The organism is Psychrobacter sp. FDAARGOS_221, assembly GCF_002313155.2.
Classification (GTDB): domain Bacteria; phylum Pseudomonadota; class Gammaproteobacteria; order Pseudomonadales; family Moraxellaceae; genus Psychrobacter.
Map to the genome: position 1 here is coordinate 2,427,380 of NZ_NWFK02000001.1, position 25,060 is coordinate 2,452,439.

A 25,060-nucleotide genomic window follows, 5' to 3' on the forward strand; every position below is an offset into this window, starting at 1 on the left:
TCAATAGACTTTGTTTATAAACGACAGATTGTGTCTGTTGTTGTCACTTTAAAAATGCCACTTCATTAGAAAATGGCAAATTGAAGAGGATACAAAGGCGCAAGCAGAGGTTTTCGCAGTCTCTGCAATCAAGTACAGTCAATAAGAAAATTACTCGCTTGCACCATTATTCGCTGTGCTACTTTTAGAGTGAATGACTTATCGAACAGGATTAAGCTGGACCGACGTTTTTGAATAATTCACGGTCTTCAATGATGTCACCACTGGTTGCCACACGACGTTTTTGTTCAGCAGCAAAGTCGAGCATGCGCTGTAGTGGTTTTAACGCAGCGGCGGCCAGTTCTGGCTCAAGTTTGATTTCGCCAGTACCTTTTTCTAAACACTGCTCAATACCTTTAAGACCGTTCATCGCCATCCAAGGGCAAAAAGCACAGCTTTTACAAGTGGCGCTTTCACCAGCGGTTGGTGCGGCTAAGAATAGTTTGTCAGGTGACTGCTTTTGCATTTCATGCAAGATGCCAAGGTCGGTACCAACAATAAAGGTCTTAGCATCCATCTCTTTGGTTGCGTTCAACAGTTTACTTGTCGAGCCGACTACATCAGCAAGTTGTACCACACTGTCTGGAGACTCGGGGTGAACCAATACAACCGCTTCAGGATGCTCGGCTTTAAGTTGCTCTAGCTCTTTGGCTTTAAATTCGTTGTGCACAATGCACGAGCCTTGCCATAGCAGCATATCAGCGCCAGTTTCTTTTTGGATGTATTTACCTAAATGACGGTCTGGACCCCAGATGATTTTTTCACCTTGCTCATGCAAGTGAGTCACAATCTCAAGACCGACAGAAGAGGTCACAACCCAATCAGCACGGGCTTTAACCTCAGCACTGGTATTGGCATAGACCACAACCGTACGATCTGGATGTTGGTCACAAAACGCACTAAACTCATCGATAGGGCAGCCCAAATCAAGCGAACATTCGGCTTCTAAATCTGCCATTAATACCGTTTTTTCCATGCTTAAGATTTTGGCTGATTCTCCCATAAAGCGAACACCAGCAACCACTAAGGTATCGGCCTCATGTTCTTTACCAAAGCGCGCCATTTCTAGTGAATCACCCACGCAGCCGCCGGTTGCTAGCGCTAAGTCTTGGATATAGGGATCGACATAATAATGGGCAACCAATACGGCATTGTGTTCTTTAAGCAGACGCTTAATATTTTCTTCAACCTGTTTGCGCTCACTACGTGATAGCTCGGCTGGAATCTTGGCTCTGGCATAATCAATATCGATGCTATTAATGCCAGATTGTTGGTTGCTTTGTGCCAGTGTTGGCGCATCGTAGGCAAAAAGTTCTACTTTCTCAGCGGGCTGTGTTGAGGTGGCTTGTGAGGTTGTCATAGAAAATCCCTTGTCTTAGTTATAGGCGATAGATGTTGAGGAGAGATGTTTAGACCGTTATTAAGTCGGCGTTAATGGGCAGCGTTTAATAAACAATCTAGACTCTGCGCTATCAATAAAATCCATCTTCAAAATAAGTGAGTGTGTTAATTATGCTCATTTTGAGCATAATTACAAGAATTTTTTAGTATTATCTTGTTGGAAAGGGGTGTAGCTGAAGTGTAATTGACTGCATTTATAGCTATACTAAGGCTTTCATTGATAGGTTTGATTGATTGATATGAGTTTGTCTTTTTCTCACGCACACGCTCAAGGTAGCGGTACCACAGAGGTTGTGGCAGTATTAATTGCCATTACCAATAACAGCGCTCGGGTATTGACCGTCGAGGGTGGCAAGCTATTACCTAATGGGCCATTGATGCCTTTGCATCGCTCGCTGCAAGCTGGTGTTCGACAATGGGTCGAGGAGCAGACGCAGCAGCCATTGGGCTATATTGAACAGTTATACACCTTCGTTGATACCAACCGACGTAATAAAGACGGGCATGCGCTGGTCTATGTCAGCTATATGGGACTGGTGCAAGAGTCTGATATAGATGTAGACGCGCAAGCCACACCAGATACCGCGACATTGGACACGGCGACACTAAACACAGAGACCAAGGACAAACAATCACTGGCATCAACTGAAAAAGCAGCCAGTACCTCACGCCGAGCGTTGTGGCGAGACTGGTATGATTACTTTCCTTGGGAGAATCATGTCGATCCAGAAGGCAGTGAGTATGTACAGCTCATTACCACGCAATTAAAGCAGTGGGCCAATGCTGCAAAAGATGATGAGCTGCGTAAAAAGCGATTACAACGCATTTATTTGTGCTGGGGTGGTGACTGGGAAGAGGATGACTCTGAGCTAGATCGAGTCATTGCAGCAAACAGCATCAGCGCCAAAGAAATGTTTACCCAGTGGGTCGCTGAGCATGCGTTACTGCGTTATGAGATGTTATATGAAGCTGGCTTGTTGCCTGAGTCGCCTTATTATAATGCGGCTAAGTTACCTGGCGACTGGCAAAAGGTCACCGGTGAGCCAATGTATTATGATCACAGACGTGTGATAGCCACTGCCATATCAAGGCTGCGCGCTAAGATTGAATATCGTCCGCTGATTTTCGGGTTAATGCCGCCTGAGTTTACGTTACTGCAGCTACAGCAAAGTATTGAAGCTTTATCCGGTGTGAAACTACATAAGCAAAACTTTAGACGGGTGTTGGAGAGTCAAAACTTGCTGGAACAAACGGGCAATAGCAGTCAAACCGGTCGAGGCCGTCCTGCCAAGCTATACCGATTCCGCTTTGATATCGAATTACAAAGCCTGCTGATGGACAGTAAACTGCCCAAACGAAACAACCGTTAGCGTTGATTTTATTGGTTCTAATTTTGCAAAATCTTTCAAATACAGTAGGGTGTAAATTGCAAGGCGTACTGTCAAATACGGTCTGATCAACAGCAAATGGTGCATATTATTTATTGCTAATGTGTGTTTTGTCGGTTATATTTATGCTCATTATGAGTATTAATGATTAGATGGCTTTACGCTATAAAGACAACCAACAATACCAAAGACAGCTATTGGTAACCAAAGGAAGGTTATTGGCGTTTATGATCAGACAATCAGCTTGCTTATCCCTCTCATTAAGCGATTTAAGGACAAACTATGTCGATATCTGCAGTTTCTAACACCACTCAAGCAGCGTCTCAAGGTCAATCATCACAACAGCAAGCGCATAGAGAGCCGCCATTAAACGATGTTTTATTGCTGCCGCTGATCGATGCGGCGCTGGTAGAGGATTTGGGCAGACGTGGCGATGTGACGTCCCAAGCCACTATACCTGCCGATAAGCAAGCGACTTTGACATTGACTGTGCGCGAAGATGGCATCGTTTGTGGATTAGATTTGGCTCGTTTGGCATTTGCGCAAGTCGACAGTAATATTGAATTCACGCCACATACCTATGATGGCGCTCAAGTGACCAAAGGCAAGGTGCTGGCTACCATTAGTGGTAATGCGCGCAATTTATTAACAGCAGAACGTACCGCGTTAAACTTTATGACTCACTTAAGTGGTATCGCCACAGCGACCAAAAAGGTAGTCGATTTGGTTGCCGATTATCCGGCTCAGATTACCTGTACTCGTAAGACCATACCTGGCCTACGTACGGTACAAAAATATGCAGTACGTTGCGGCGGCGGGCGCAATCATCGCCTTGGCTTAGACGATGCTATTTTGATTAAAGACAATCATATCGCCATTGCTGGGAATATCCCCAATGCGTTAGCGCAAGCCAAACAGTTGGCAGGTCATTTAATTCCTATCGAGATTGAAGTCGATACGTTAGAGCAGTTGCAGCAAGCGATTGATGCTGGAGCTGAGTTGGTGCTACTTGATAATATGAGCCCAGACACACTGCGTGAAGCGGTGGCCTTATGCAAAAACCATCCAAGCGGCCGTGTCAAAACTGAAGCATCAGGCGGCATTACGCCAGATAGCGTCGTCGCTGTTGCTGAGACTGGCGTTGATTTTATTGCTATGGGTTATTTGACGCACAGCACTAAGGCGCTAGATATCGGTATGGACTTTTCTGCTTAAGATTCGCTTAAAAGCGCCATAAACCAAGCATTATACATAAATTCTACACGTCACCCCTTGCGCTATCTACCGATAGCGCTTACCTTATGGGGGTGCTGTTATAAAGCTGTGCCTCTTTTATAACCGCTATCGCTGCACTCAAATGATGATTGCGTCATGCAATAGGACGGGCATGTGATTGTGAAAAATTGCTTAAATGCATCTATTTCATTGAATTTAATCACTGCTGTCACGTAAAATTGGGATGTGTCATTTGAGTGTGTTAAAATCGCCCCCCGTTTGCAAACTGAGGCGCCCGTTATGGACACCGAAATTGTCAAAATCATCCTAGCGTTTGTGGTGTTGATTAACCCCTTTAGTGCCCTGACGCTTTTTTTAGATTCCACTCGTGGTTATAGCATGATTGATAGGCGCCGATTTGCGCGTATCAGTAGCATGACTGTGTTTATAACCATTACCTTCTTTACGCTTGCTGGCGAGCTATTGTTAAGGGCGCTCGGTATCTCTATCGGCTCGTTCCAAGTGGCAGGTGGTATTTTGGTGTTATTGATTGCCATCAATATGATGAATGGTGAAGGTAATCCGGTAAAACCTGACCAAGAAAATGTCGAGTTTGATGACAGTATTGAAACCATGGGTAGCTCAGCGGCTGCCGTTGTGCCGCTTGCCATTCCGATGATGGTCGGTCCGGGTGGTATCTCTACGGTAATCATTTACTCAGCACAAGTAAGCGACTGGTATCAAAAGTTGGCAATTATCATTGCCGGTTTGTTGATTGCTGTATTCTGTTATTTGGCATTAATGGCAGCGGGCCGCTTAAGCCGTATTCTAGGCGATACCGGTCTCAATATTATTAGCCGTATCATGGGTATGCTATTGGCAGCTGTGTCTATCGAGATTTTAGTCAGTGGTCTGCGTACCATCTTCCCGCAATTGGTGTAGCTTTGTTGATGAATCAAGCTGTCGGAATCGAGCGTGTTATTTAACACGCTCTCTGCTTTCTACTAGCACACCGTCTTTTAACGCACTCACTGTTAATACGCTGACTAATAAAAAACTATCCAAGTAATAAGTGCCATGCTAAATACAGCATGAGCACGCCTACCAGCGCATCTAATATATTCCACGCTTTCGGGTTTGCAAATAAAGGCCCAAGTAAGCGTGCCCCATATCCCAAACCAAAGAAAAATATAAACGATGCGCTGACTGCACCAGTAGCAAATAGCAGCTTACTGCTTGCGCCTGTAGACACCATTCCTACCAATACCAAGGTATCTAGATAGACATGTGGGTTCAACCAAGTAAAACCAAAGCACAGTAGCAATGACTTTTTTAAGCTGCTAGGTACTTGCGACTCAGCATTTAACGCATGAGACTTGGTGAAACTGGCGTAAAAACTTTGTAGCGCATAAACCACTAAAAATAGCGCACCTGCGCCTTTTGCAATGGTGACAATACTGGGGTATTTTGCGGTTACTGCACCGAAGCCAGCCACACCTGCCGAGATTAAAATAGCATCTGATACGGCACAAAATAAGCAGATGGCAAATACGTGTTGTTTTTTGAGGCCTTGCTTTAGGACAAACGCATTTTGGGAGCCAATGGCCAAAATAAGCGAAATCCCCAGTCCAAAGCCTGATACATAATCCATCTGGTTATCTCATATAAAGTTATTAAAATATTAACGTTAATCACGCGTTGTGTTATGTTTATAGCCAAGCTGCTGTGACAAGATTGCTATGCACAGTCGTTAACAGTATACAGGCTTCTAGCCGTATATAAGCTGTTCGATAGACCCAAATATCAAAAAAGGATTGATCCGTTATGACCGCAACCACTGCCATGTTTTTCATGTTTATCCTATATGGTGTGCTGCCAGCGACTGGCATTTATTTGGGTTACCGAGGCATCAAAAAACTGACGCAGCCAAAGATGTTGGAATATAAGGCGATGCCGCAGTTAGGCTATATTCCTGAAAAAAGCCTGCCAGTAGAGATTAAGCAGAAGCTAGATGTTATTAACGATAAAGGCGAAAAGCTTAAACTGCTCTATGGTGACAGTAATAATGATGGCGTGATTGATGATAAAGATGCGGTCAATGAAAGCTACATCATGATCCAAAATCTAATGGACAAGCATATTCCTGAAGCCGTGGCTGACTATCGCCGTCTGCATGATCTAAACAGTGATACGGTAGACAATACGACTATCAAAAATTCAAATGTCACCGGTCGTCAGGCGCTGCTCGAAGTCCTTAATACAGTAGACGCTCAGTTTGATGAGCTATTAGATGCTGCGTATCATCAAGATGGACAAAAGCTGCTAGCGACTAAGCGTTATTTGCAGCAGAGATTTGACCAGTAAGCTGCTATTTAAGGTTTAACCAATAAGCTATTTGCTAATAGGCGGTAAGTTTTAATGTCAATAATAGTCACAGTCGGAGTCGGGGTTGCTGCCACAATGGCAGTGGGCTACATCGGCCGCAAAGGTTGGCTGGCATTTCATCGGGCAGTGGGCATTACGCCTGGCAAGATGACTTATGTTGAGCTGACGCAATTACCGCCACCGCCAATGCTACAGCTGTCGTTAGCCAACAGTCAGCTTCAGGGTCTGCCCATCGTTATTATGGAGCAGTTACAGCGCATTGATAGCAAGGCAGATATTTTGCAGCAGTGGCGATCAGAGCGTATAGAAGCGGGGCAGACACCTGAGATTAGCGAGGATGAGTTTGTGGTCAGTAAACTATTACAAACCCGTTTGCCAGAGCTACTCGATAGTTATCAGCAATTGCTGCGTCATGAACGTCGATTGCAGCAAGTAGCAACTGGCCCCGGTCCATTGCAGGGAAAATCTTCGAATGCTAAGTCGTCGCAAACTCAGTTATCGCAACAGGACTTATCGCAGCAGCAAGCTCAGGCACTTCAACTGGTGATGGAGCTGTTATTGAACATCGAAGATAGGCTAGATGGGCTATTACAGGGCTGCCAAAATGACGCATTGCAGCAGCTTCAAGTGATGCAGCGTTATATGCAGCAGCGGCAAGATTAATACGGGTTATATATATGAGCGTATAAGCTTGAGTGTTTATTAAATTTTTTATAGTAAAACCAAAACAGGCTGAGGGTATCCCTCAGCCTGTTTTTTATTTAACCACGTATTGTGACTGGTGTTAAAGCAAACGCTTAGCGTCTGCCGCCACGAGAGCCACTGTCTTTGCCGCTAGAGCGACCTTTAGAAGCAGGTCCGCCAGAGCGAGGTCCTGATTTAGGACCAGTGCTTGGACCTGACTTTTGGTTATTGCGGACATGACGCGCTTTCATTGGCTTTTTCTGGAAGCGTTCTTTTTTCTCTTTGGCTTTACCATGAACGCCCATCTCTTCACGGGCACGCAATCCAACCAGCTCAATCAAGCGGTGAATGTCTTTACGATCCAGCTCAATAAAGCGGCCAGTACGTAGTTCTTTAGGTAGATCTACTGAGCCATAGCGAGTACGCAATAAGCGGCTGACTTTTAGGCCTTGTGATTCAATCAGACGACGAACTTCACGGTTACGACCTTCTTTTAACTTGACGTGATACCATTTGTTAACACCTTCACCGCCGCCTTGCTTGATGTCTTCAAACTTAGCAAGACCATCTTCAAGCATGACGCCATCGGTTAGGTTACGCATCATCTCTGGTGTTAATTCACCTAAGATACGTACTGCATATTCACGCTCAATCTCATTAGACGGATGCATCAAGCGATGCGCCAACTCGCCGTCGTTTGTGAACAATAACAGGCCAGTAGAGTTAATATCTAGACGGCCAACCATTACCCAACGGTCATGAGTTAGCTTAGGTAAGCGCTCAAATACTGTGGTGCGACCTTCAGGGTCATTGGCAGAACAAATCTCGCCTTCAGGCTTATAATAAGCCAATACACGACGGCGTTTTTCACGCTCAGATTTGTATTTAATCAGACGTCCATCGACACGAATCTCATCACCTTGTTCAACACGGTCGCCAATGGTAGCAGGCTTTTGGTTGATTGAAACACGGCCTGATTTAATGACTTCTTCCATCTGACGGCGTGAGCCCAGGCCCATACGTGCTAAGGCTTTTTGCAGCTTTTCGGTACCGGCAGTACTGGTTTTAGTGGTCTGCGCTGGGAACTGATAGTCGCCGTTATGGTCAGTGGTTAGTTGGTCGTTTTCTGGGGTAGGATCGTTTTGATTTGAATGAGGCATGGTATGCATCCTTGAATCGGTGAGTGGCAACATTTCACAATGTTGGTAATTCTATGACTTAGAAATAACGAGAGCTATTATACGCTATTTTTAGGGTTTAATCGCTATGGATTCGTAACTTGCCTGAAATTGAGTGAGGGACATACATAAGTTATGTCTTTCAATGTTAAAAGCAATCCTGCTGTTTGTTCTTCACTTACTGATTTTTAATATTCTAAAAGCGCCCTGAATGACTAGCGCAAAAACGATGCTACCGACAATCAAATCAGGAATATTTGAGTTTAGCCAGTACACTAAGCTACCCGCAATGATGACACCTAAATTAATAATGACATCATTTGAAGTGAAAATCATGCTGGCTTTCATGTGTGCTTCTTCTTTGCTTTTAGATTTTTGTAATAGAAAAAGACAAAGCGCGTTGGCAGTAAGCGCAAGAGCAGAGATGATAATCATGGTTGAAAAGTCGGGCAATGACTCGTTACCAAAGAAGCGTCTGAGTACTTCTATAAATCCAATAATCGCTAATACTATTTGAAAATATCCCGCAAGTTTGGCGATGCGCTTTTTCTTAACAACGGTGCCGCCAACCGCCAATAAGCTGATGGCATATACGAAGCTGTCGGCCAACATATCCAAGCTATCAGCGATCAATCCCATCGAATGTGAGATTAATCCAGTAGTCAGCTCAATAATGAAGAAGACAAAGTTGATTGCCAGCACTATCCAAAGTAGCTTTCTTTGTTCTCTCTCTTTTTCAGGACTGGATTGGCGGTTTAGAAGGTCGGATGACGCGACTTGTTTGGTGCTAACAATTGTTGAGCCCAGATTGAGCGATGCAATAGACGAATCGATGGAGTCTGCTGCGCCATGATGCAACACGGTTAATTGACGATTAGGGATGTCAAAGTCAAGATTCACAATGTTTGAATCGCCATCTAAAGTCATGCGAATTAAATTCTCTTCAGAAGGGCAATCCATCTTTTTAATGTCAAAAATTGTTTGATTCATCTGATTTCTCAAATTTTAGAATACTATCGTCACTCGCTCTAATCTTGCTCTAAATTCAAATCAGGCAGTGGCGGTAATTCGTCTAAGCTGGTCAGCCCAAATGAATCCAAAAATTGATCCGTGGTGTGTAGCAGCGCAGGGCGACCCAGTGTTTCTCGGTGACCTTTTTCAATAATCCAACCTTTATCAAACAGCTGTCTTAAAATGTTACTCGACACCGTCACCCCACGTACTTGCTCAATATCGCTACGAGTCACCGGTTGCTTATAAGCAATCACGCTTAACGTTTCTAGCAGGGCTTGGCTTAAATGCTCTAGACGTTGTGGGAATACTTGTTGAATCAGCGCGCTATATTCACTACGAATTTGCAACCGATAGCCACTGGCCGAGCCGTTTAACGCTAATACACCGGTGCTAAGACGCTGTTGTAGTACCATCAAAGCAGTCTCTAGTTCTTGCTTAGACAAGGACAGGTACTTGCGCAATTGACTGTCGGTTAACGGTGTTTCTGAGGCGTGTAGCAACACCTCAATGCGTCGACTTAACTGATCAAAGCGGTTAAAGTTCTTTACCTCACTAGGCAGGCTGGCCGTGTCAGCTGTGAGTGATTCATCTTGGATTGCTTCAGTCTGGGAGTCGAGTGTATTGGGTATAGTAGGCATAGGTGATTTATCATTATTCAATGAATTTTTAAATGACGTATTGGATAAGCAATAGTCAGCGAAATACTAAACAGTTACGGTGTTAACCTCGCTAAGCCTACATTTGTAGTACTTGCGCTCGGTTGCTTGGTAACCATATTAGATTTCTTTGACTATATGTGATAAAAAAGGATGACAATAATGAGAAGCTAAAATGAGAAGCTAAGCGACCCAGCGTAATGTTAAATTTGACAAGGTATAACTGGGATTGGCCTCAGGCGTATTCTCAGATTCAGTCTGCATCGCTTGTTTTAAATCATCCTCTTTCAAATCAGTTTCTTTTATATCAATAATGTGCCGCTTCATCAGCTCAAGCACTGCCACAAAGCTGACGACCACGCCAAGTCGGCCTTGACGCTTATCGAGTAGCTCAATAAAGGTGCCTTCGCCACGCTCACTGAGCTGACGGCTGATACTGGCAATACGATCGGATAACGGCACTGGGTCGACTTTAATATTGTGCATCTGATAGTCAGGCTTTAACTGCATTTTGAGCAAACTTTCGACCAACATTTCAGCAGGATAATTCGGCAGCTGAGCAGCCATCACCTCTGGATCAGGCATACTGGCCATGGCTAAAAACACATCACGCTCTAGTCGGATTAAAGTATCCAAGCGTCGAGCAGCCTCTTTAATCTGCGCATAATCTTCCAGTCGTGCAATCAGCTCAGCCTTAGGATCACGCTCATCTTCGACCAGCTCAGGGGCGGGCAGTAACAGTTCGGTTTTGATCGCAATTAAGGTCGAGGCCATTAATAGATAGTCACCGGCCAGCTCAAAGTGATCGGCATCAAGCTCATCGATATAGGCTAAATACTGCTCAGTAATTGGCAAGATGGCGGTATCTGTGATGTCAAAGTTGTTCTTTTTGACCAGATATAACAAAAAATCCAGCGGCCCTTCAAATTGCTCTAGCCAAATAGCAAATGCCTGAGGCGGAATGTATAAATCCTCAGGCAAGGCTTGTACCGGCGTGGTATAAATCCGAACGTTTAAAGGGTGTTCAGTTTGATTTGTCATTTGCGCCATCGAGTTTGTGGATAAAAGAGACAGGGATAGAGTCGGTGAGCCAGACGCCATTATCGGCTTGATAAAATTGATGACCCGCATCGAGCATGGCTTGGGTATCTACCGCAAAAACAACCCACTTGCCATGACGTTGACCTACAGCACGCGCGGTCTCAATATCGCCGCTTAGGTGAACATGATGACGCTGCATTTTTTCGATAGCGCCGGCTGCAAATATACTCTTAACAAAGCGACTGGCAGTACCATGATACAAGGTCACTGGAACTTGCTCGGCGGGTTTTGCCACATAACCCAAATCAATATCAATCGAATGGCCTTGATTGGCGCGAATCATGGATTTATCACTATTAAAAACAAAACGCTGTTTACTGTTATTTTCAACCAGTAAATTAAGTGTTTCAAAGTTAATCGTCTTGCCATACTGATTCAGCTTACCAAGTAAGTCATCGACGTTTGCCCAACCATTGTCATCTAAGCTTAAACCGATTGCTTGTGGCTTATGGCGTAAAACCAAGCTAAGAAATCGACTTAGCTTGGTTTGCTGTTGCTCATTCATCATAAGCGGCTTTTATTAATAGGCACGCTATTTTAGTTTGGCCAATGGTTTAATACCAATCGCGCGGCGTGCTTTGTCTAGCTGTTTGCGGCTATGACGACGTGCTTTTTCTGCACCCATCAGTAGAATTTCTTCTAGCTCTTTTGGATTGGCCATTAGCTCAAAATAACGCTCACGGAATGGGGCAATCTCACCATTAATTTTTTCAAATAAAATTTGTTTGGCATCACCCCACGCAATACCGGCTTCAAACTGAGCACGCAAATCGGCAATTTCCTCTGGTGTGGCAAAGGCTTGATAAATCTCAAAAATCACTGAGTCATCTGGATCTTTTGGCTCTTCAGGCGCTTGTGAGTTGGTGACAATTTGCATAATGGCTTTGCGCATTTGCTTTTCAGGATCCACTTGCGGATTGAATTCGCCAAATAGAGGAATGGTGTTGCCGTAACTTTTACTCATTTTGCGGCCATCTAGACCGGTTAACAACGCCACATTATCATCGACCACTGCTGATGGTAGGGTAAACAGTGATTTGTACTTGTGATTAAAGGTACCGGCAATATCACGTGCCATCTCAATATGCTGGATTTGATCACGTCCAACAGGCACATGAGTGGCATTAAACATTAAGATATCCGCTGCCATTAATACTGGATAACCAAACAAGCCCATGCTGATACCATGATCTGGATCGACATCTGCTTTTTCAGCATTAGCATCAACAGCTGCTTTATAAGCATGCGCGCGGTTCATCAAACCTTTAGGGCAAGAGCAGTTCAAAATCCATGCCAATTCCTGAATCTCAGGCACATCTGATTGACGATAAAACACCACTTTTTCGGGGTCTAAGCCACACGCCAGCCATGTGGCAGCAATGGCTTTGGTTGATTCATGCACTTGCTTAGGATCTGAGCATTTGATGATGCTGTGGTAGTCGGCTAAAAAGAAGAAAGACTGATCTGCATCACTGCCATTGATTGAAGATTGAATGGCAGGACGGATGGCACCAACATAGTTACCTAAATGCGGAATACCCGTAGTGGTGACCCCAGTTAGGACGCGTTTGGGCTGGTTGTCTTCTGCTTGAGCTGGCGTATTATTGGTCGTGTCTTGTTGTGTCATAACGGCATCTTCTTTTTAGCAAGTTGTTAATCAAATTATTAATCAGAGTATTAATAAGGTTAGGGTTAATGCATTGCTGTATTTTAGAGATATGCAGTATAACAAATTATTGCTATTTTGCTTAGGTTTATAGTGGCGAGCAGGGACTGATAGCGTTATTGGGGTGACAAATTTGGATAATATGACTGACCGGTGTCAAAACAAGTGGGCTTCTGGGTTTATAAATATTTGCTAAATTTTTAACAATACTACATAATTTGTAAGGTTACATCTCAAGGATGAATCAAAATCAGGGCTGTCAGCATGCTTTGTCGATGACTGATAGGCCCTCTTCTATTGACACTCTTTTCTCACCTATTCTCTTTCTTATCCTTGACTCAGCCTCTGCGTTTATTTGGAATCACAACACAAAACAACACACTGTAAGGACACACGTGTATGAGCATGTTCGACTATAAAGATTATACCAGCGAAGAAGCCGCGCAACTGGTGCAAGACACCAGCCGCTTATCTGCTTACACCAATGCTGCCTCATTTTTTGGCATCATTCCTGGGGCAGACGCTCTAAATGGGTTAGGTCAATTAACAGGAGAGTTATTTGATAGCCCAACCAATATAGGCGTCCCTAATGGATGGCAGGAGTTAACACCGAGTGATATTGGCGTCAGCGATGATACACTCGATTCCGAAGGCTATTTCAAGATTGAAAGCCTTTATACCGGAGATATGACTGGAGGTCCGCAAGCCAAAATATTTGGTCAATACAATGAGGCCGGCGAGCTGGTGCGCATTAACTTGAATATTGCTGGTACCAATAACCTTATCGATGTGATTGATTATTTTGATTTTAATAGCCGCGAAGGCGCTGAACTATTAAATCCTATTTTAGACGTGGTCAAAGCATTTGCCGTTGAAAATGGCTTAGAAGGTAGCAATGTGGTCATCAGTGGCTATAGCGCAGGCGCGGCTGTTACCAACGTTATTGCCGCTGAGCGTCAAGACTTAGCAGAGGGCTTTTTTGCTGACTCTGATTATATTGCTTTTGCAGTACCCACTATTTATGAAGAGCCAGGCGTGGTAATCAATGTCGGTTATGAAAATGATGTGATTCATCGTATTACAGGCGATGAGTCTGATATCGGTGCCGCAATTTTAGCGATGGACTTTGGCTTTGTGAATCCGGATAAAGACTTTAATAGCTCAACCGACAATATTGTTTTGTACGATGATGTCTATGCTTCACCGATATGGGATTTAAGTATATTTTCCTTTTTAAATATTCCTTTAGGCTGGTATGCCCACATTCACGGTGTGTCTTCAGATGCGATAGATCGTATCGTTGATTCTAGCTTCTACGAACATACGACGATGGATAGTACGGTTGTGGTATCTGGTTTAACCGGCTTTAAACGTGCAACGACCTGGGTAGAAGATGACGCTTCGCCGACCTCAAGTCATTATGGCAGTGCTGCCTTTTTAATTGGCACTCAATATGATGACCTTATTGCAGGTGGTAGCAACTTTGACTATATCGACGCTGGTTTAGGCGATGACACCATTAAGGCGGGTGTTGGTGTTGATCATGTCGATGGCAATGCAGGTCATGATGAAATACGTATTGCCGGCAAAAGTGATGCCTGGAACGTGTTCAAAATGGCAGGCGATACTTTGTTCTTTGTTGATAAAGATGCAGACAGTATTAATCTGGTCGAAGTCGATAATGTGGAATCAGTCAGCTTCGATAAAGAGCTACTTAGCCATTTAAACAATTATGATATTGGTGATAATGGATTGGTCGATACGCGTCCCATTATGAAGTGGTTTGATAACAAGGATAAAAGCTATTCAGATCATGTCGAAGGTAGCGAAGGCAATGACCAATTAACTGGCAACGTGGTATTCAGTCGTGATGGCAATGACAAGATAATAGGCACAGACGCAGACGATGTATTACATGGCGGTGAAGGTAATGATGTTATTCTAAGCGTGGCCGGCAATAATAAGCTGTATGGTGCCGAGGGCAATGATGTTTTAGTTAGCGGCGCTGGCGATGACTGGTTGGTAGGCGGCATTGGTCACGATGTGTTTGTTATCGGCAATGATCCCTGCTCAGACACTATTGCCGACTTTAACAATGATATTGGCTATCAGGATATCATTCAGTTCTCAGCCGATTTATTTAGCAGCGTTACTGATTTAGTGCAGCAAACCGTTCAGTATGGCACTGACGTGGTCATTGGGTTAACAGAAGCCAATCAAGTAACTGTATTAAATTCTACAGTGGATGACGTATTGGCAGCATCATTTATTATTTAGAATGCAATATCTAGTTTAGTCTTTGTGAGCATAAAAAAAGACAATACTTGAGAGCAAGTGTTGTCTTTTTTTATGCTGGCCGTGCTATAGTTTAACCTTAGTATAACCTTTCTTCAGTAAGAATACATGGAGTTGGTATTTCATCTCATAAGATAAGGATGTATGTACATGGGAATGTTCGATTATAAGAATTACAGCTCAGATAGTTCAAGACAGTTAGTGAAAGAGACGTTCTCAGTATCGGCCTATACTCGAGCGGTCGGTGATGAGGAAGCTCAGGCAGAGATTAACTTGGGTAAGGTACATGAGCTATCGCCCAGTGATTTAGGTGTCGGTGATGACAAGCTAGATAGTTTAGGATTTTTTAAAATTGAAAGCTTTTATACCGGTGACTTAGAAGGTGGCCCGCAAGCCAAAATATTTGGTCAATACGACGATGCAGGTAAGTTGGCACGTATTCACCTTAATATTGCAGGCACCAATAATATTATTGATGTGCTTGATTACTTAAATTTAAATAGTCGTGAAGGTTCAGAGCTGCTTGAGCCTATCTTGCAGTTGGTGAAAGAGTTTGCAGTTGCCAATGGGCTTGAAGGCAGTGATGTGGTGATCAGTGGTTATAGCTTAGGTGCTGCCGTGGCCAATGTGATTGCAGCCGAGCGTCAGGTGTTAGTAGATGGCTTTTTTGCTGACGCTGATTATGTGGCTTTTGCAGTACCTACGGTCTATGAAGAGCCGGGTGTGGTGCTTAATATTGGCTATGAAAATGATGTGGTGCATCGTATCACTGGCGATGAGCCAAATTTTCTATCAGCTGTGAACGCGTTAGATCCATTTTTTGTTAATCCAGACAAGAATTTCGACAGTTCAACCGATAACTTGGTGTTGTTTAATGATAACTATGCTTCCCCTGGTTGGGACTTAAATGTATTTTCTTTTTTAAACATTGTTTCTGCCTGGAATGCGCATACTGGTGGTATGGACTCAGATGCCATTACCCGTATCAGTAACTCAACGTTTTATGAGCATACTCAAAGAGATAGCACAGTAATAGTTTCTGATTTGAGTGCCTTTCAGCGTTATTTTACCTGGATTGAGGACGACAGATCGTCAAGCTCCAGTCATTATGGTAGTGTTGCTTTTTTAATAGGCTCTCAATATGATGATCTAATCTCTGGTGGCAGCAACTTTGACTATATCGATGCTGGATTAGGTGATGACATAATTAGAGCCGGTGTTGGTGTTGATCATGTCGATGGTAACAAGGGTCATGACCAATTACGAGTGACTGGTTGCAGCCATGAGTGGGATATATTTAAAATGGCAGATGACACCCTGTTTTTTGTCGACAAAGACGCAAACAGTATTGATCTGGTTGAAGCGGATAATGTCGAGTCAGTTAGTTTTAACAGCGAGCTACTGAGCTACTTAAACAACTATGATATTGGTGATAATGGACTGGTCGATACGCGTCCCATTATGAAGTGGTTTGATAACAAGGATAAAAGCTATTCAGATCATGTCGAAGGTAGCGAAGGCAACGATCAGTTAACCGGTAATGTGGTATTCGGTCGTGATGGCAATGATAAGATAATGGGCACAGAGGCTGACGATGTGCTACATGGCGGTGAAGGTGACGATGTTATCCTGAGCCTAGTTGGCAATAACAAATTATATGGCGCTGAGGGTGATGATGTCTTAATTAGTGGCGCTGGCGATGATTGGTTAGTAGGCGGCATAGGTCACGATCTTTTTGTTATTGGTAAAGGTTTGATATCAAGTGCCATGAGTTCAGAAAGCTTTGGTTCAGATATCATCGCTGACTTTAATAATGATGTCGGCTATCAAGATATCATTCAGTTCTCAGCAGATTTGTTTGACAGTGTTAGCGACTTAGTTCAGCAAACCGTACAGTACGGCACTGACGTGGTGATGAGTTTGACAGAGGTGAGTCATTTAACTGTATTAAACTCCACAGTGGATGAGGTGTTGGCTGCGACGTATATTGTATAGTCAGTAAAAGACTGACTTAGCTCTCTTAACTTTCAATTAAAATAAAAAGACAGTGCTTATTAAGCGCTGTCTTTTTTTATATTAACTGTTGTTAGTCAGTTGCTCATCAAGTTTAACTCTTTGTAAGCACAAAAAGGTTAGTCATAATAATCAGTACGACCTTTTTCGCTATTTTTAAAGCGGCGATGGAACCACATCCACTGCGTCGGATCAATACGAATTAAGCCTTCTATCAGATCATTCACCCGTTTGGCATCAGCAACTTCATCTTTACTTGGATAATTTTCTAGTGCCGGGGTGATGGTTAGATGGTAATGAGGACGTCTGCCACGCTCTAACTTATCAGGACTTTGTCGATAAGTATGCAGTGCCATTAATGCAGGCGGGTTGGACTTATCTCCCATGCGTGCAATGCGTCTGGGTGCGGTTAATGTCGCGGCTGGCACGCCAAAGAATGGCGCCATGACCCCGTGTTTTAAACCATAATCTTGATCGGGGGAATACCAGACAATTTTGCCCTGCTTTAAACGACTAATCAGCTTACGCATATTACGGTATTCGATTTGCTCATCAAATATATTGCGGCGACCGTTATAGATAAACCATTCAAGCAGCTTATTATTTTGCGGTCGATAGACACAGTCTACCGGTGCAAACTGAGTAAATAAGCGGCCTCCTAGGTCAAGCATAGTATAGTGACCGCCAAGCAGCAGCACCGCTTTGCCTGCTTGCTGAGCAGCAATTACGTGCTGGATACCTGATATTGAAATAGTACGGGTAAATACGTCAGGACGGAACCAAGCACACAAGGTTTCAAAAATACCAATACCTTGGTTAATAAACACTTGCTTCGCCATGCGCACCCGTTCTTCTTCCATTTTTTCAGGAAAAGCGAGCTTAAGATTGACCAAGGTGGTCTTGCGACGGCTGCCGAGTAAGTGATAAAACGCCTTGCCTAACTGTCGACCCAGCCAAAACTGAAAGCGCAGTGGGGTATAGATGATCGGGTAGGCGATACCGGCAGCCAACCAAATCGGCCAGTACTTTGGTGCCAGAAACTCACGCTCAAAGGGCTTCTTATCAGCGACATGAGTTTGCTTGTGGTTTTCACTGATCGTAGGCATACCTGGCGGGATAGGCTGCGGTTTTGGACGCTGTTGTCCCGACACATTCAGCACTTCCTCTGGGCTCATTGGCTCAGAAGTACGTGATTTGGCTTGTTCAGAACCTTGAGGCGAGTAATGCTGAACAGCAGACTGTGCCTGTTGCCTACTAGGGGTAGGTTGTGCTGGCGTATCGTTATTTTTATCGGTTGTACTCATAATTCATCATTACATAACAGTAGGTAAGTGTCAGTGACTAGCCTTCTAGCTCATCCCAGCGTTCCAGCTTGATCATCAGCTCTTCATCAATCTCTGCCAATCGCTCACTGGCTTCGGTAGCAGCTTGCAAGTCAGTGGTAAACCATGAACCATCGGCCAGCTTCTCTTGTAAGACAGCTTGCTCTTCTTCAAGCTTAGCAATTTGCTTCGGCAAGGCATCTAACTCACGTTGTTCGTTATAGCTCAGTTTACGTTTAGCAGGCGCCGGCTGTTCAGGTTTGGCTGCTGCTGATGGCGTATTGGCTGGTTGAGCTTGAGACGCTTCGGCTGATTTCTTTAGGCTCCCAGTTTTGTTATCTTCAGGGCGGTTGCTGCTTGAGATGACTCCAGAGGCCTTTTTATTTAACTGCTCTTCACGCTGTTTTTGCGCTAAGTAGTCTTGGTAGCCGCCGACATATTCTTTAACAATACCGTTGCCTTGTTCATTTTTGTCAAACACCCAAGTAGAGGTAACCACATTGTCCATAAAGGCACGGTCATGGCTAATCAGTAAGATGGTGCCGTTGAAGCTGGCAACCGATTCTTCTAACAGCTCAAGCGTCGCCATATCCAAGTCGTTGGTTGGCTCATCGAGCACCAGGATATTGGCAGGTTTGAGCAGCTGTTTGGCCAGTAGTACACGGTTACGTTCACCCCCAGATAGGGCCTTAACCGGTGTACGAGCACGTTCTGGTGCAAATAAGAAGTCCTGTAAGTAGCTCATGATATGGGTCTTTTTACCGGCGACTTCGATAAAGTCTGAGCCCTCAGAGACGTTCTGAGCCACACTGGCTTCTAAGTCTAGCTGGTCACGTAATTGGTCAAAAAAGGCGATTTGCAAATTGGTGCCCAGTGTCACGCTACCAGTTTTGATAACGTCTTGATCAGATTCACCTAAGATGGCTTTGATTAAGGTTGTTTTGCCTGCGCCGTTGGGACCAATGATACCGATTTTGTCGCCACGGATAATAGTCGTGCTAAAGTCATCGACCAAAACGTTGCCATCATATTCAAGATGTAAGTTTTTGACTTTGCACACCAGCTTGCCGCTTTTGTCGCCACTGGTCATGGTAATGTTGACATTACCGACTTGTTCGCGACGTTTACGACGTTCTTCACGCAGTTGTTTTAGTTCACGCACACGGCCCTCATTACGGGTACGACGTGCTTTAATGCCTTGGCGAATCCATACTTCTTCTTGTGCCAGTTTTTTATCAAAGTTGGCGTTATTTTTCTCTTCTGCTTGTAACTGTTGTTCTTTTAATTCTTGATAACGAGCATAGCCGCCAACCCCTTGACTGACGTCATAGCTAGATAATTTACCTCTATCAAGCTCAATAATACGGGTCGCAAGCTTATCAACAAATGCTCTATCGTGGGTTACGAACAGTAGGGTAAGCCCTTGCCAGTCTTTCAAAAACTGCTCAAGCCACTCAATACTGGCCACATCCAAGTGGTTAGTTGGTTCGTCGAGTAATAAGATATCTGGCTTGGTCACCAATGAACGGGCCAATAGCACACGACGTTTTCGGCCGCCCGATAATGAGGACAAGTCATCTTCTGGATCAATACCCATCAAGGTAATCAGCTGTCTTGCTTCACGTTCTAAGTCCCAACCGTGCTTGGCATCGATGTCATGTTGCAAGTTTGACATGGCTTCACAGGCATCCATATCGCCTTCGGCACAGGCATTGGCTTTTTCGTTATAAGCAATCAATAGCTCGGCAGTTTTTTTATCGCCACCCATCACGATGTCCAAAATACGGCCGCTACTTTCTGGCACGTCTTGCTCAAGCATCGCCACTTTGACGCTACTATTAATGACAATTTCACCACTATCTGGCGTGATTCTGCCATCAATTAATTTGAAAAGGGTTGATTTACCTTCTCCGTTGCGACCAATCAGACAAACGCGTTCACCTGCTTCAATGCTAAGATCAATACCGTCCAAAATAGGCGCAATGCCAAATGCAAGGTGAATGTTTTTTAAATTAATAAGTGCCATATATGTTCTTTTACCGTTATTGTATAAGTTGTTTTTTTTGAAGTTGGATACTTTGAAACTGTTTAGCTGTTTGTTTTGTTTAAGTGCTGCCTTTTTAATGACTGCCTTTTTAAGTACTGTCGTTTTCAGTTATTTAAGGGGATGCAGGTTCAGTTATGCAGCTATGCATATTATTCACAGTATATCATGCGCAACGCGCTTCATAAGCGGTTATAATTGGGAATAGCTTAGATTGTGATAGATCGAGATGCTATTCAGTGGCTTTAGACCACTGTATCTGATTGGCTGTCTGTTGATGATGATTGGCTTTTATTTATCAAATCGTTAGTGCCCAGTCATTCATTGCTAAACGGTTATGGTTGCTTTATAGCAGTCAGCCATAAGTCAGCGCTTATGTTTAACACAGCGTCAGTTTAAGACAACGCTAAGCAAAAACACGCTTTGCCAATTAGCCCAATTAATTCAACACAAACGGATAGCAATATGAATAGTAAGCAAGACCTTGCTCAACAAATAGCTGATTTACAAGCCAATGTCGCCTATTTAGAGCTAACAGTAGACAGCCTGGATGCGGTAGTTGCTAAACAAGACAAGCAGCTTCAAGACATGCATAGACAGCTGCAACTGATGTATAGCCAAATAAATGGACAGGGTGATGCGGAAATCGCCCCTTTTGATGCAGCAGCAGAGGTGCCTCCGCATTATTAGAATACTGAATGGGGAGTGCTGCTAAAAAATTTAGATAGTGATGACAGAGTAGCAATTAATCTGTAAGCAATTGTTTTGATTAGATATATTTTTTAATTTATCTATATCAGATTCACACTGAATAAATCTGGGGTTAATGATTTAAACATACATTAAAAATAAATAAAAAATATAATTATATCAAAATGTTGCAATTTATTACTGAGTTGGCTAGTATTATCACAAATTTAGTCGCTTATATGATGTTAAGTATGCTTATTGCTAACTTATGTATAACTGCTCACTAAATTGATTCTAATCGCTATTCCCTATTAATTATCCCTTATCTACCTTTAATTACGAGCGTTTGTGCTCGTAATGCATCAATCATAATCCTATAAATGGAAGTTTGGAGAAACAAATGCGCTCATCCTTTAAGATAAAACCCCTTATCTCTGCTGTTGCTGCTCTATCAGTATGTAGCCTTGCCTCTGCTGCTGGCCTTGATCGTTCTGGTCAAGATGTCACTGCTTTTTTACAAGACGGTACTTACGCAGAAGCGGTGTACACTTATATTGATGCCGATGTAACTGGTCACGGCTTGAATGCTGACGGTAGTAAAGGCAAAAAAATCAAAGATATCGCAGAAGATTATGACTTCTTCCGTTATGGTGTAAAAACTGATATCAACGACACCTTTAGTATTGGTGTGCTATATGACGAGCCTTGGGGCGCGGCGGCTGACTATCATGGTGACAACTCTTTTGTTGGTGCGCCTACTAATGTTGCAAATGGTATTATTGCATCGCAGTTAGGTAGCCAAGGCATTACTGATGTTGATGGTTTTAAAGGTTTCGTTAATGGTGTTGGTCAGAAAGTTGAAGCTGGTCGTGCTGAATTAAATCAAGCAAAACAAGCGCTAGCTCAGAATCCTGCTTTAGCACCTATTTTAGAGCCAAAAATTGCTGAAGGCGAAGCTAGATTACAAGCAGGTGAAGCTCAATATCAAAGACTAAAAGGTTTAGAAGGTACACTTGATACTGCTCTTGCTAATACCGACCCAACTAAAGTTGAAGTGCGTACTCAAAGCATAACCGGCCTACTGGGCATGAAGTTTGGTCAGAACAAAGAATTCCAGATTTATGGTGGTCCAGTTGCTCAGCGTCTAAAAGCAGGTGTAATGCTTCGTGGTGATGCCTATGATCGCGCAACAGGTTATAACTTAGAAGTTAACCCAGACATGGATTATGGCTGGATTGCTGGTGTTCAGTACAGTAAGCCAGAAATTGCGTTAAAGGCAGCATTAACGTATCGGTCTGAAATCGATCATAGTATTGATGCTATTGAGTTTATGCCCCTGGTTGCTTTAACAGGACAAAATCCAAGTCAAACCAATAAGATGGAAGTTACGACGCCTGAATCAGTTAACTTTGACTTCCAAACCGGTATTAATCCAACGACGTTAGCCACTGCAAAAGTACGCTGGGTACCTTGGAGTGACTTTTCAATCACACCGCCATTATATAATGAAGCAACCAAGCGTGCTTATCCAGACAAGCCAAATGGTCTAGATTTAGTATCTTATGATGATGATCAGTGGCTTGTTGAATTAGGTCTAGCAAAGCGTTTATCTCCTAAGCTAGCTGTATCTGGTACAGTCGGTTGGGATAGTGGCGCTGGCGATCCAGTTACCTCATTGGGTCCAATTGAAGGCTATTATAGTGTTGGTCTTGGTGCTAAGTATAACTTCACAGAAAACTGGGCCGTCTCAGCCGGTGGTAAATACCTAATGTTTGGTGATGCTAAAGGTATTATTCCTAATGGTAACTTAGTCAGCAAATTCGATGATAATGATGGCTTTGCTTTAGGTGTTAAACTATCTTATCAAGATAAATAAGCTTATATTTAAGTTTGATATCCATTTGAAAAAGGCAGCTAGTATAGCTGCCTTTTTTATTGTCTGTTGTTTGGTTTAAGACAGTGGCTGTTGTCTGTTAATCGAGAATAGTTTAAGTGAAAATTAAATATAAAGATTAAAGTAGATAGTAGTTGTTAAAGTGTTGTTTGTATTTAATTTACCTAAAAGCAGTTTTAAAAAAAGATTGACTTAATGTAACTAATTTGTAAAGATTGACTTACTGCAATCTAACTGTTTCATTTTATTAATTTAAAATGGAATTCACATAACTTCATGGAGGAAGTCAAATGTCGCTAATTAAGCATCCAATCTCAATCGGTTCAAACACCCAATCATCAAAAAAACTAAATACCTCGCTCAAAGTAGGCGTTACTCTTATTTCGTCTGTTATTCTAGCTTCTTGTGGATTGGATAGCTCTTCTACCGCGTATTACACTCAGCCTACAACTGATATCGGTAGTGATGGTAGTGCTGAAGAAGATAAGGAAGCGGCTGATAAGAAAGCTGCTGACCAAATGGCTGCCGATGAAAAGGCCGCTGCTGACAAGAAAGTTGCTGACCAAATGGCTGCCGATGAAAAAGCTACTGCAGATAAGGAAGCTGCTGACCAATTAGCTGCCGATGAAAAGACCGCTGCAGATAAAGAAACTGCTGACCAATTAGCTGCCGATGAAAAAGCCGCTGCAGATAAGAAAGTTGCTGACCAATTAGCTGCCGATGAAAAAGCCGCTGCAGATAAGGAAGCAGCTGACCAATTAGCTGCCGATGAAAAAGCCGCTGCAGATAAGGAAGCAGCTGACCAATTAGCTGCCGATGAAAAAGCCGCTGCAGATAAGAAAGTTGCTGACCAATTAGCTGCTGATGAAAAAGCCGCTGCAGATAAGGAAGCTGCTGACCAATTAGCTGCCGATGAAAAGGCCGCTGCAGATAAGGAAGCTGCTGACCAATTAGCTGCCGATGAAAAAGCTGCTGCCGAAGAGGCTGCTGAAGAAGCTGCCGCTGATGCTCGATTGGCTGAGTCAAAAGCTGCTGCTGACAAGGCAATGCCTGATACTGAAATCACTGGCTTCCAAAGCAATACACTAAGTAGTAAGAAAGGTGCGGTTACAGATGATGCTATTGGTTACGCTGAAATTCGCAATGATAAATCTGATTATACGGAAACACAGACAGTAGATGGCGCAGTAGTACCTATTGATAATGGTCAAGGTGATAACTTTACCAGTTATGATAAGGTGACCGTACGTGCTGATATGACTAAGCCGGATTCTGTAAAAGAGAAGGTTGAGATCAATATTAGTAGTGATTCAGATTCTGATTATGGTAATGGATTTAAACTTCATACTGAATCTACTAAAGTACAAGGACCGGTTGCGTTAGATCTAAACTATACTTCTGTATATAAAAACTTTGATTCTCAAATGCAGATTGGTCATATTTACGGTAATCCACGTACCGACTTCTTTAATATAGGTGATGCAGCACGCGTATCTACTGTATTCGTGCAAGGTAATGCGACTAATCTTGAAGATATAAAGTATCTGAAAGAGCTGGCTCAATATAATATTGATAATAATATTAATGATGGCATGGTTTCTTATACAGGTGTTGCCACTTATATGGAAAACCTGCATCTTAAAGATGGTGTACGTGGTGGTCCAGTTGTCGATGGTGTTTCTAACTTTAATGTCGACTTTGTGAATAACTCAGTGAAAGGTGAGCTTGCCTTTGAGGGTGATTTAAAATATAACCCAACCGGTAAAATTGGTATCGAAGCAACGATTGATGGCAATACATTTGCTGGTAGCGCCAATAAAATTGACACCGCTGGTGGTTTTTATGGAGAAGAGGCTCAGTTCTTAGGTGGTATTTACCAACAAGCATTAGCGCGTGGCGGTAAAGGAGAGCAACCCGGAGAAGGTACCACTTTCCAAGGTACATTCGGAGCTGAAAAGCAATAAGCCAAAACTTAGTGGTTCGAAAATATAAAAAAGCGTCCCATTGGGGCGCTTTTTTTGTCACTATGATTAATATTTAATATAAATAATAGCCATTAAATTTTAATAAATAAA

20 protein-coding genes are annotated in these 25,060 nt (G+C 43.2%); 10 read left to right on the forward strand and 10 right to left on the reverse strand.

The features are described 5' to 3' along the window. Positions 1–211: 211 nt before the first annotated feature. Positions 212–1,399 (reverse strand): quinolinate synthase NadA, encoded by a 1,188-nt coding sequence (gene nadA / locus A6J60_RS10220; RefSeq protein WP_193778052.1) that lies wholly within the window; start codon positions 1,397–1,399, stop codon positions 212–214. A 280-nt stretch (positions 1,400–1,679) separates the two neighbouring features. On the opposite strand from nadA, the gene A6J60_RS10225 reads away from it, so the two are divergent. The 3 genes from A6J60_RS10225 (at position 1,680) to A6J60_RS10235 (ending at position 4,985) form a co-directional block, all read left to right on the forward strand. Further along, a complete protein-coding gene (locus A6J60_RS10225; protein WP_096065902.1) occupies positions 1,680–2,810 on the forward strand; it encodes an NUDIX hydrolase in 1,131 nt (376 codons plus the stop codon). A 300-nt stretch (positions 2,811–3,110) separates the two neighbouring features. Further along, positions 3,111–4,043: a carboxylating nicotinate-nucleotide diphosphorylase gene (gene nadC / locus A6J60_RS10230; protein ID WP_096065903.1), complete on the forward strand. Its 933-nt coding sequence runs from the start codon at positions 3,111–3,113 to the stop codon at positions 4,041–4,043. Positions 4,044–4,343: 300 nt separating this feature from the next. Beyond that, complete coding sequence (locus A6J60_RS10235) at positions 4,344–4,985, forward strand: MarC family protein (RefSeq protein ID WP_096065904.1); 642 nt, start codon at positions 4,344–4,346, stop codon at positions 4,983–4,985. 115 nt (positions 4,986–5,100) lie between these two features. Here the strand turns inward: A6J60_RS10235 and A6J60_RS10240 are convergent, their stop codons facing one another. Beyond that, positions 5,101–5,694: a LysE/ArgO family amino acid transporter gene (locus tag A6J60_RS10240; RefSeq protein ID WP_096065905.1), complete on the reverse strand. Its 594-nt coding sequence runs from the start codon at positions 5,692–5,694 to the stop codon at positions 5,101–5,103. Positions 5,695–5,867: 173 nt separating this feature from the next. On the opposite strand from A6J60_RS10240, the gene A6J60_RS10245 reads away from it, so the two are divergent. Continuing rightward, positions 5,868–6,407: a hypothetical protein gene (locus tag A6J60_RS10245; protein WP_096065906.1), complete on the forward strand. Its 540-nt coding sequence runs from the start codon at positions 5,868–5,870 to the stop codon at positions 6,405–6,407. Between the two features lie 54 nt (positions 6,408–6,461). Further along, a complete protein-coding gene (locus A6J60_RS10250; protein WP_096065907.1) occupies positions 6,462–7,091 on the forward strand; it encodes a hypothetical protein in 630 nt (209 codons plus the stop codon). Between the two features lie 134 nt (positions 7,092–7,225). On the opposite strand, the gene rluB is transcribed toward A6J60_RS10250, so the two are convergent. The 6 genes from rluB to trpS all read right to left on the reverse strand — a co-directional run bounded on the left by rluB (position 7,226) and on the right by trpS (position 12,688). Further along, positions 7,226–8,131, reverse strand: coding sequence for a 23S rRNA pseudouridine(2605) synthase RluB (rluB, locus tag A6J60_RS10255; protein WP_413772385.1), 906 nt, complete (start codon positions 8,129–8,131; stop codon positions 7,226–7,228). Between the two features lie 333 nt (positions 8,132–8,464). After that, entirely contained in the window at positions 8,465–9,280 is an 816-nt protein-coding gene (locus A6J60_RS10260; protein ID WP_096065909.1) for a cation transporter, read from the reverse strand. A gap of 38 nt (positions 9,281–9,318) precedes the next feature. Next, positions 9,319–9,942, reverse strand: a complete 624-nt coding sequence (gene scpB / locus A6J60_RS10265; protein WP_096065910.1) for an SMC-Scp complex subunit ScpB — start codon at positions 9,940–9,942, stop codon at positions 9,319–9,321. 201 nt (positions 9,943–10,143) lie between these two features. Beyond that, the gene (locus A6J60_RS10270; RefSeq protein ID WP_193778053.1) at positions 10,144–11,001 is read right to left on the reverse strand and encodes a segregation and condensation protein A; all 858 of its coding nucleotides are present in this window, start codon (positions 10,999–11,001) and stop codon (positions 10,144–10,146) included. Continuing rightward, entirely contained in the window at positions 10,985–11,569 is a 585-nt protein-coding gene (locus A6J60_RS10275; RefSeq protein ID WP_096065912.1) for an RNA 2'-phosphotransferase, read from the reverse strand. The genes A6J60_RS10270 and A6J60_RS10275 overlap by 17 nt, the downstream gene beginning before the upstream one ends. 24 nt (positions 11,570–11,593) lie before the next feature. Further along, positions 11,594–12,688 carry a tryptophan--tRNA ligase gene (trpS, locus tag A6J60_RS10280; RefSeq protein WP_096065913.1) on the reverse strand — a complete coding sequence of 365 codons (1,095 nt, stop codon included), beginning with the start codon at positions 12,686–12,688 and terminating at the stop codon, positions 11,594–11,596. Positions 12,689–13,126: 438 nt separating this feature from the next. Here trpS and A6J60_RS10285 point away from each other — a divergent pair, with 438 nt between their 5' ends. Both A6J60_RS10285 and A6J60_RS10290 read left to right on the forward strand, forming a co-directional pair. Beyond that, the gene (locus A6J60_RS10285; RefSeq protein ID WP_096065914.1) at positions 13,127–15,004 is read left to right on the forward strand and encodes a PE-PPE domain-containing protein; all 1,878 of its coding nucleotides are present in this window, start codon (positions 13,127–13,129) and stop codon (positions 15,002–15,004) included. A gap of 168 nt (positions 15,005–15,172) precedes the next feature. Then, positions 15,173–17,017, forward strand: a complete 1,845-nt coding sequence (locus tag A6J60_RS10290) for a triacylglycerol lipase (RefSeq protein ID WP_096065915.1) — start codon at positions 15,173–15,175, stop codon at positions 17,015–17,017. Positions 17,018–17,154: 137 nt separating this feature from the next. Here A6J60_RS10290 and A6J60_RS10295 read toward each other — a convergent pair whose 3' ends face one another. After that, positions 17,155–18,141 (reverse strand): lipid A biosynthesis acyltransferase, encoded by a 987-nt coding sequence (locus A6J60_RS10295; RefSeq protein WP_227526192.1) that lies wholly within the window; start codon positions 18,139–18,141, stop codon positions 17,155–17,157. 235 nt (positions 18,142–18,376) lie between these two features. Then, positions 18,377–20,383, reverse strand: coding sequence for an ATP-binding cassette domain-containing protein (locus tag A6J60_RS10300; RefSeq protein ID WP_096065916.1), 2,007 nt, complete (start codon positions 20,381–20,383; stop codon positions 18,377–18,379). A 483-nt stretch (positions 20,384–20,866) separates the two neighbouring features. Here A6J60_RS10300 and A6J60_RS10305 point away from each other — a divergent pair, with 483 nt between their 5' ends. The 3 genes from A6J60_RS10305 to A6J60_RS10315 all read left to right on the forward strand — a co-directional run bounded on the left by A6J60_RS10305 (position 20,867) and on the right by A6J60_RS10315 (position 24,949). Then, positions 20,867–21,091 carry a SlyX family protein gene (locus A6J60_RS10305; RefSeq protein WP_096065917.1) on the forward strand — a complete coding sequence of 75 codons (225 nt, stop codon included), beginning with the start codon at positions 20,867–20,869 and terminating at the stop codon, positions 21,089–21,091. 400 nt (positions 21,092–21,491) lie between these two features. After that, positions 21,492–22,967 (forward strand): OmpP1/FadL family transporter, encoded by a 1,476-nt coding sequence (locus A6J60_RS10310; RefSeq protein ID WP_096065918.1) that lies wholly within the window; start codon positions 21,492–21,494, stop codon positions 22,965–22,967. A gap of 308 nt (positions 22,968–23,275) precedes the next feature. Further along, a complete protein-coding gene (locus A6J60_RS10315; RefSeq protein WP_096065919.1) occupies positions 23,276–24,949 on the forward strand; it encodes a transferrin-binding protein-like solute binding protein in 1,674 nt (557 codons plus the stop codon). The last annotated feature ends 111 nt before the right edge of the window (positions 24,950–25,060 follow it).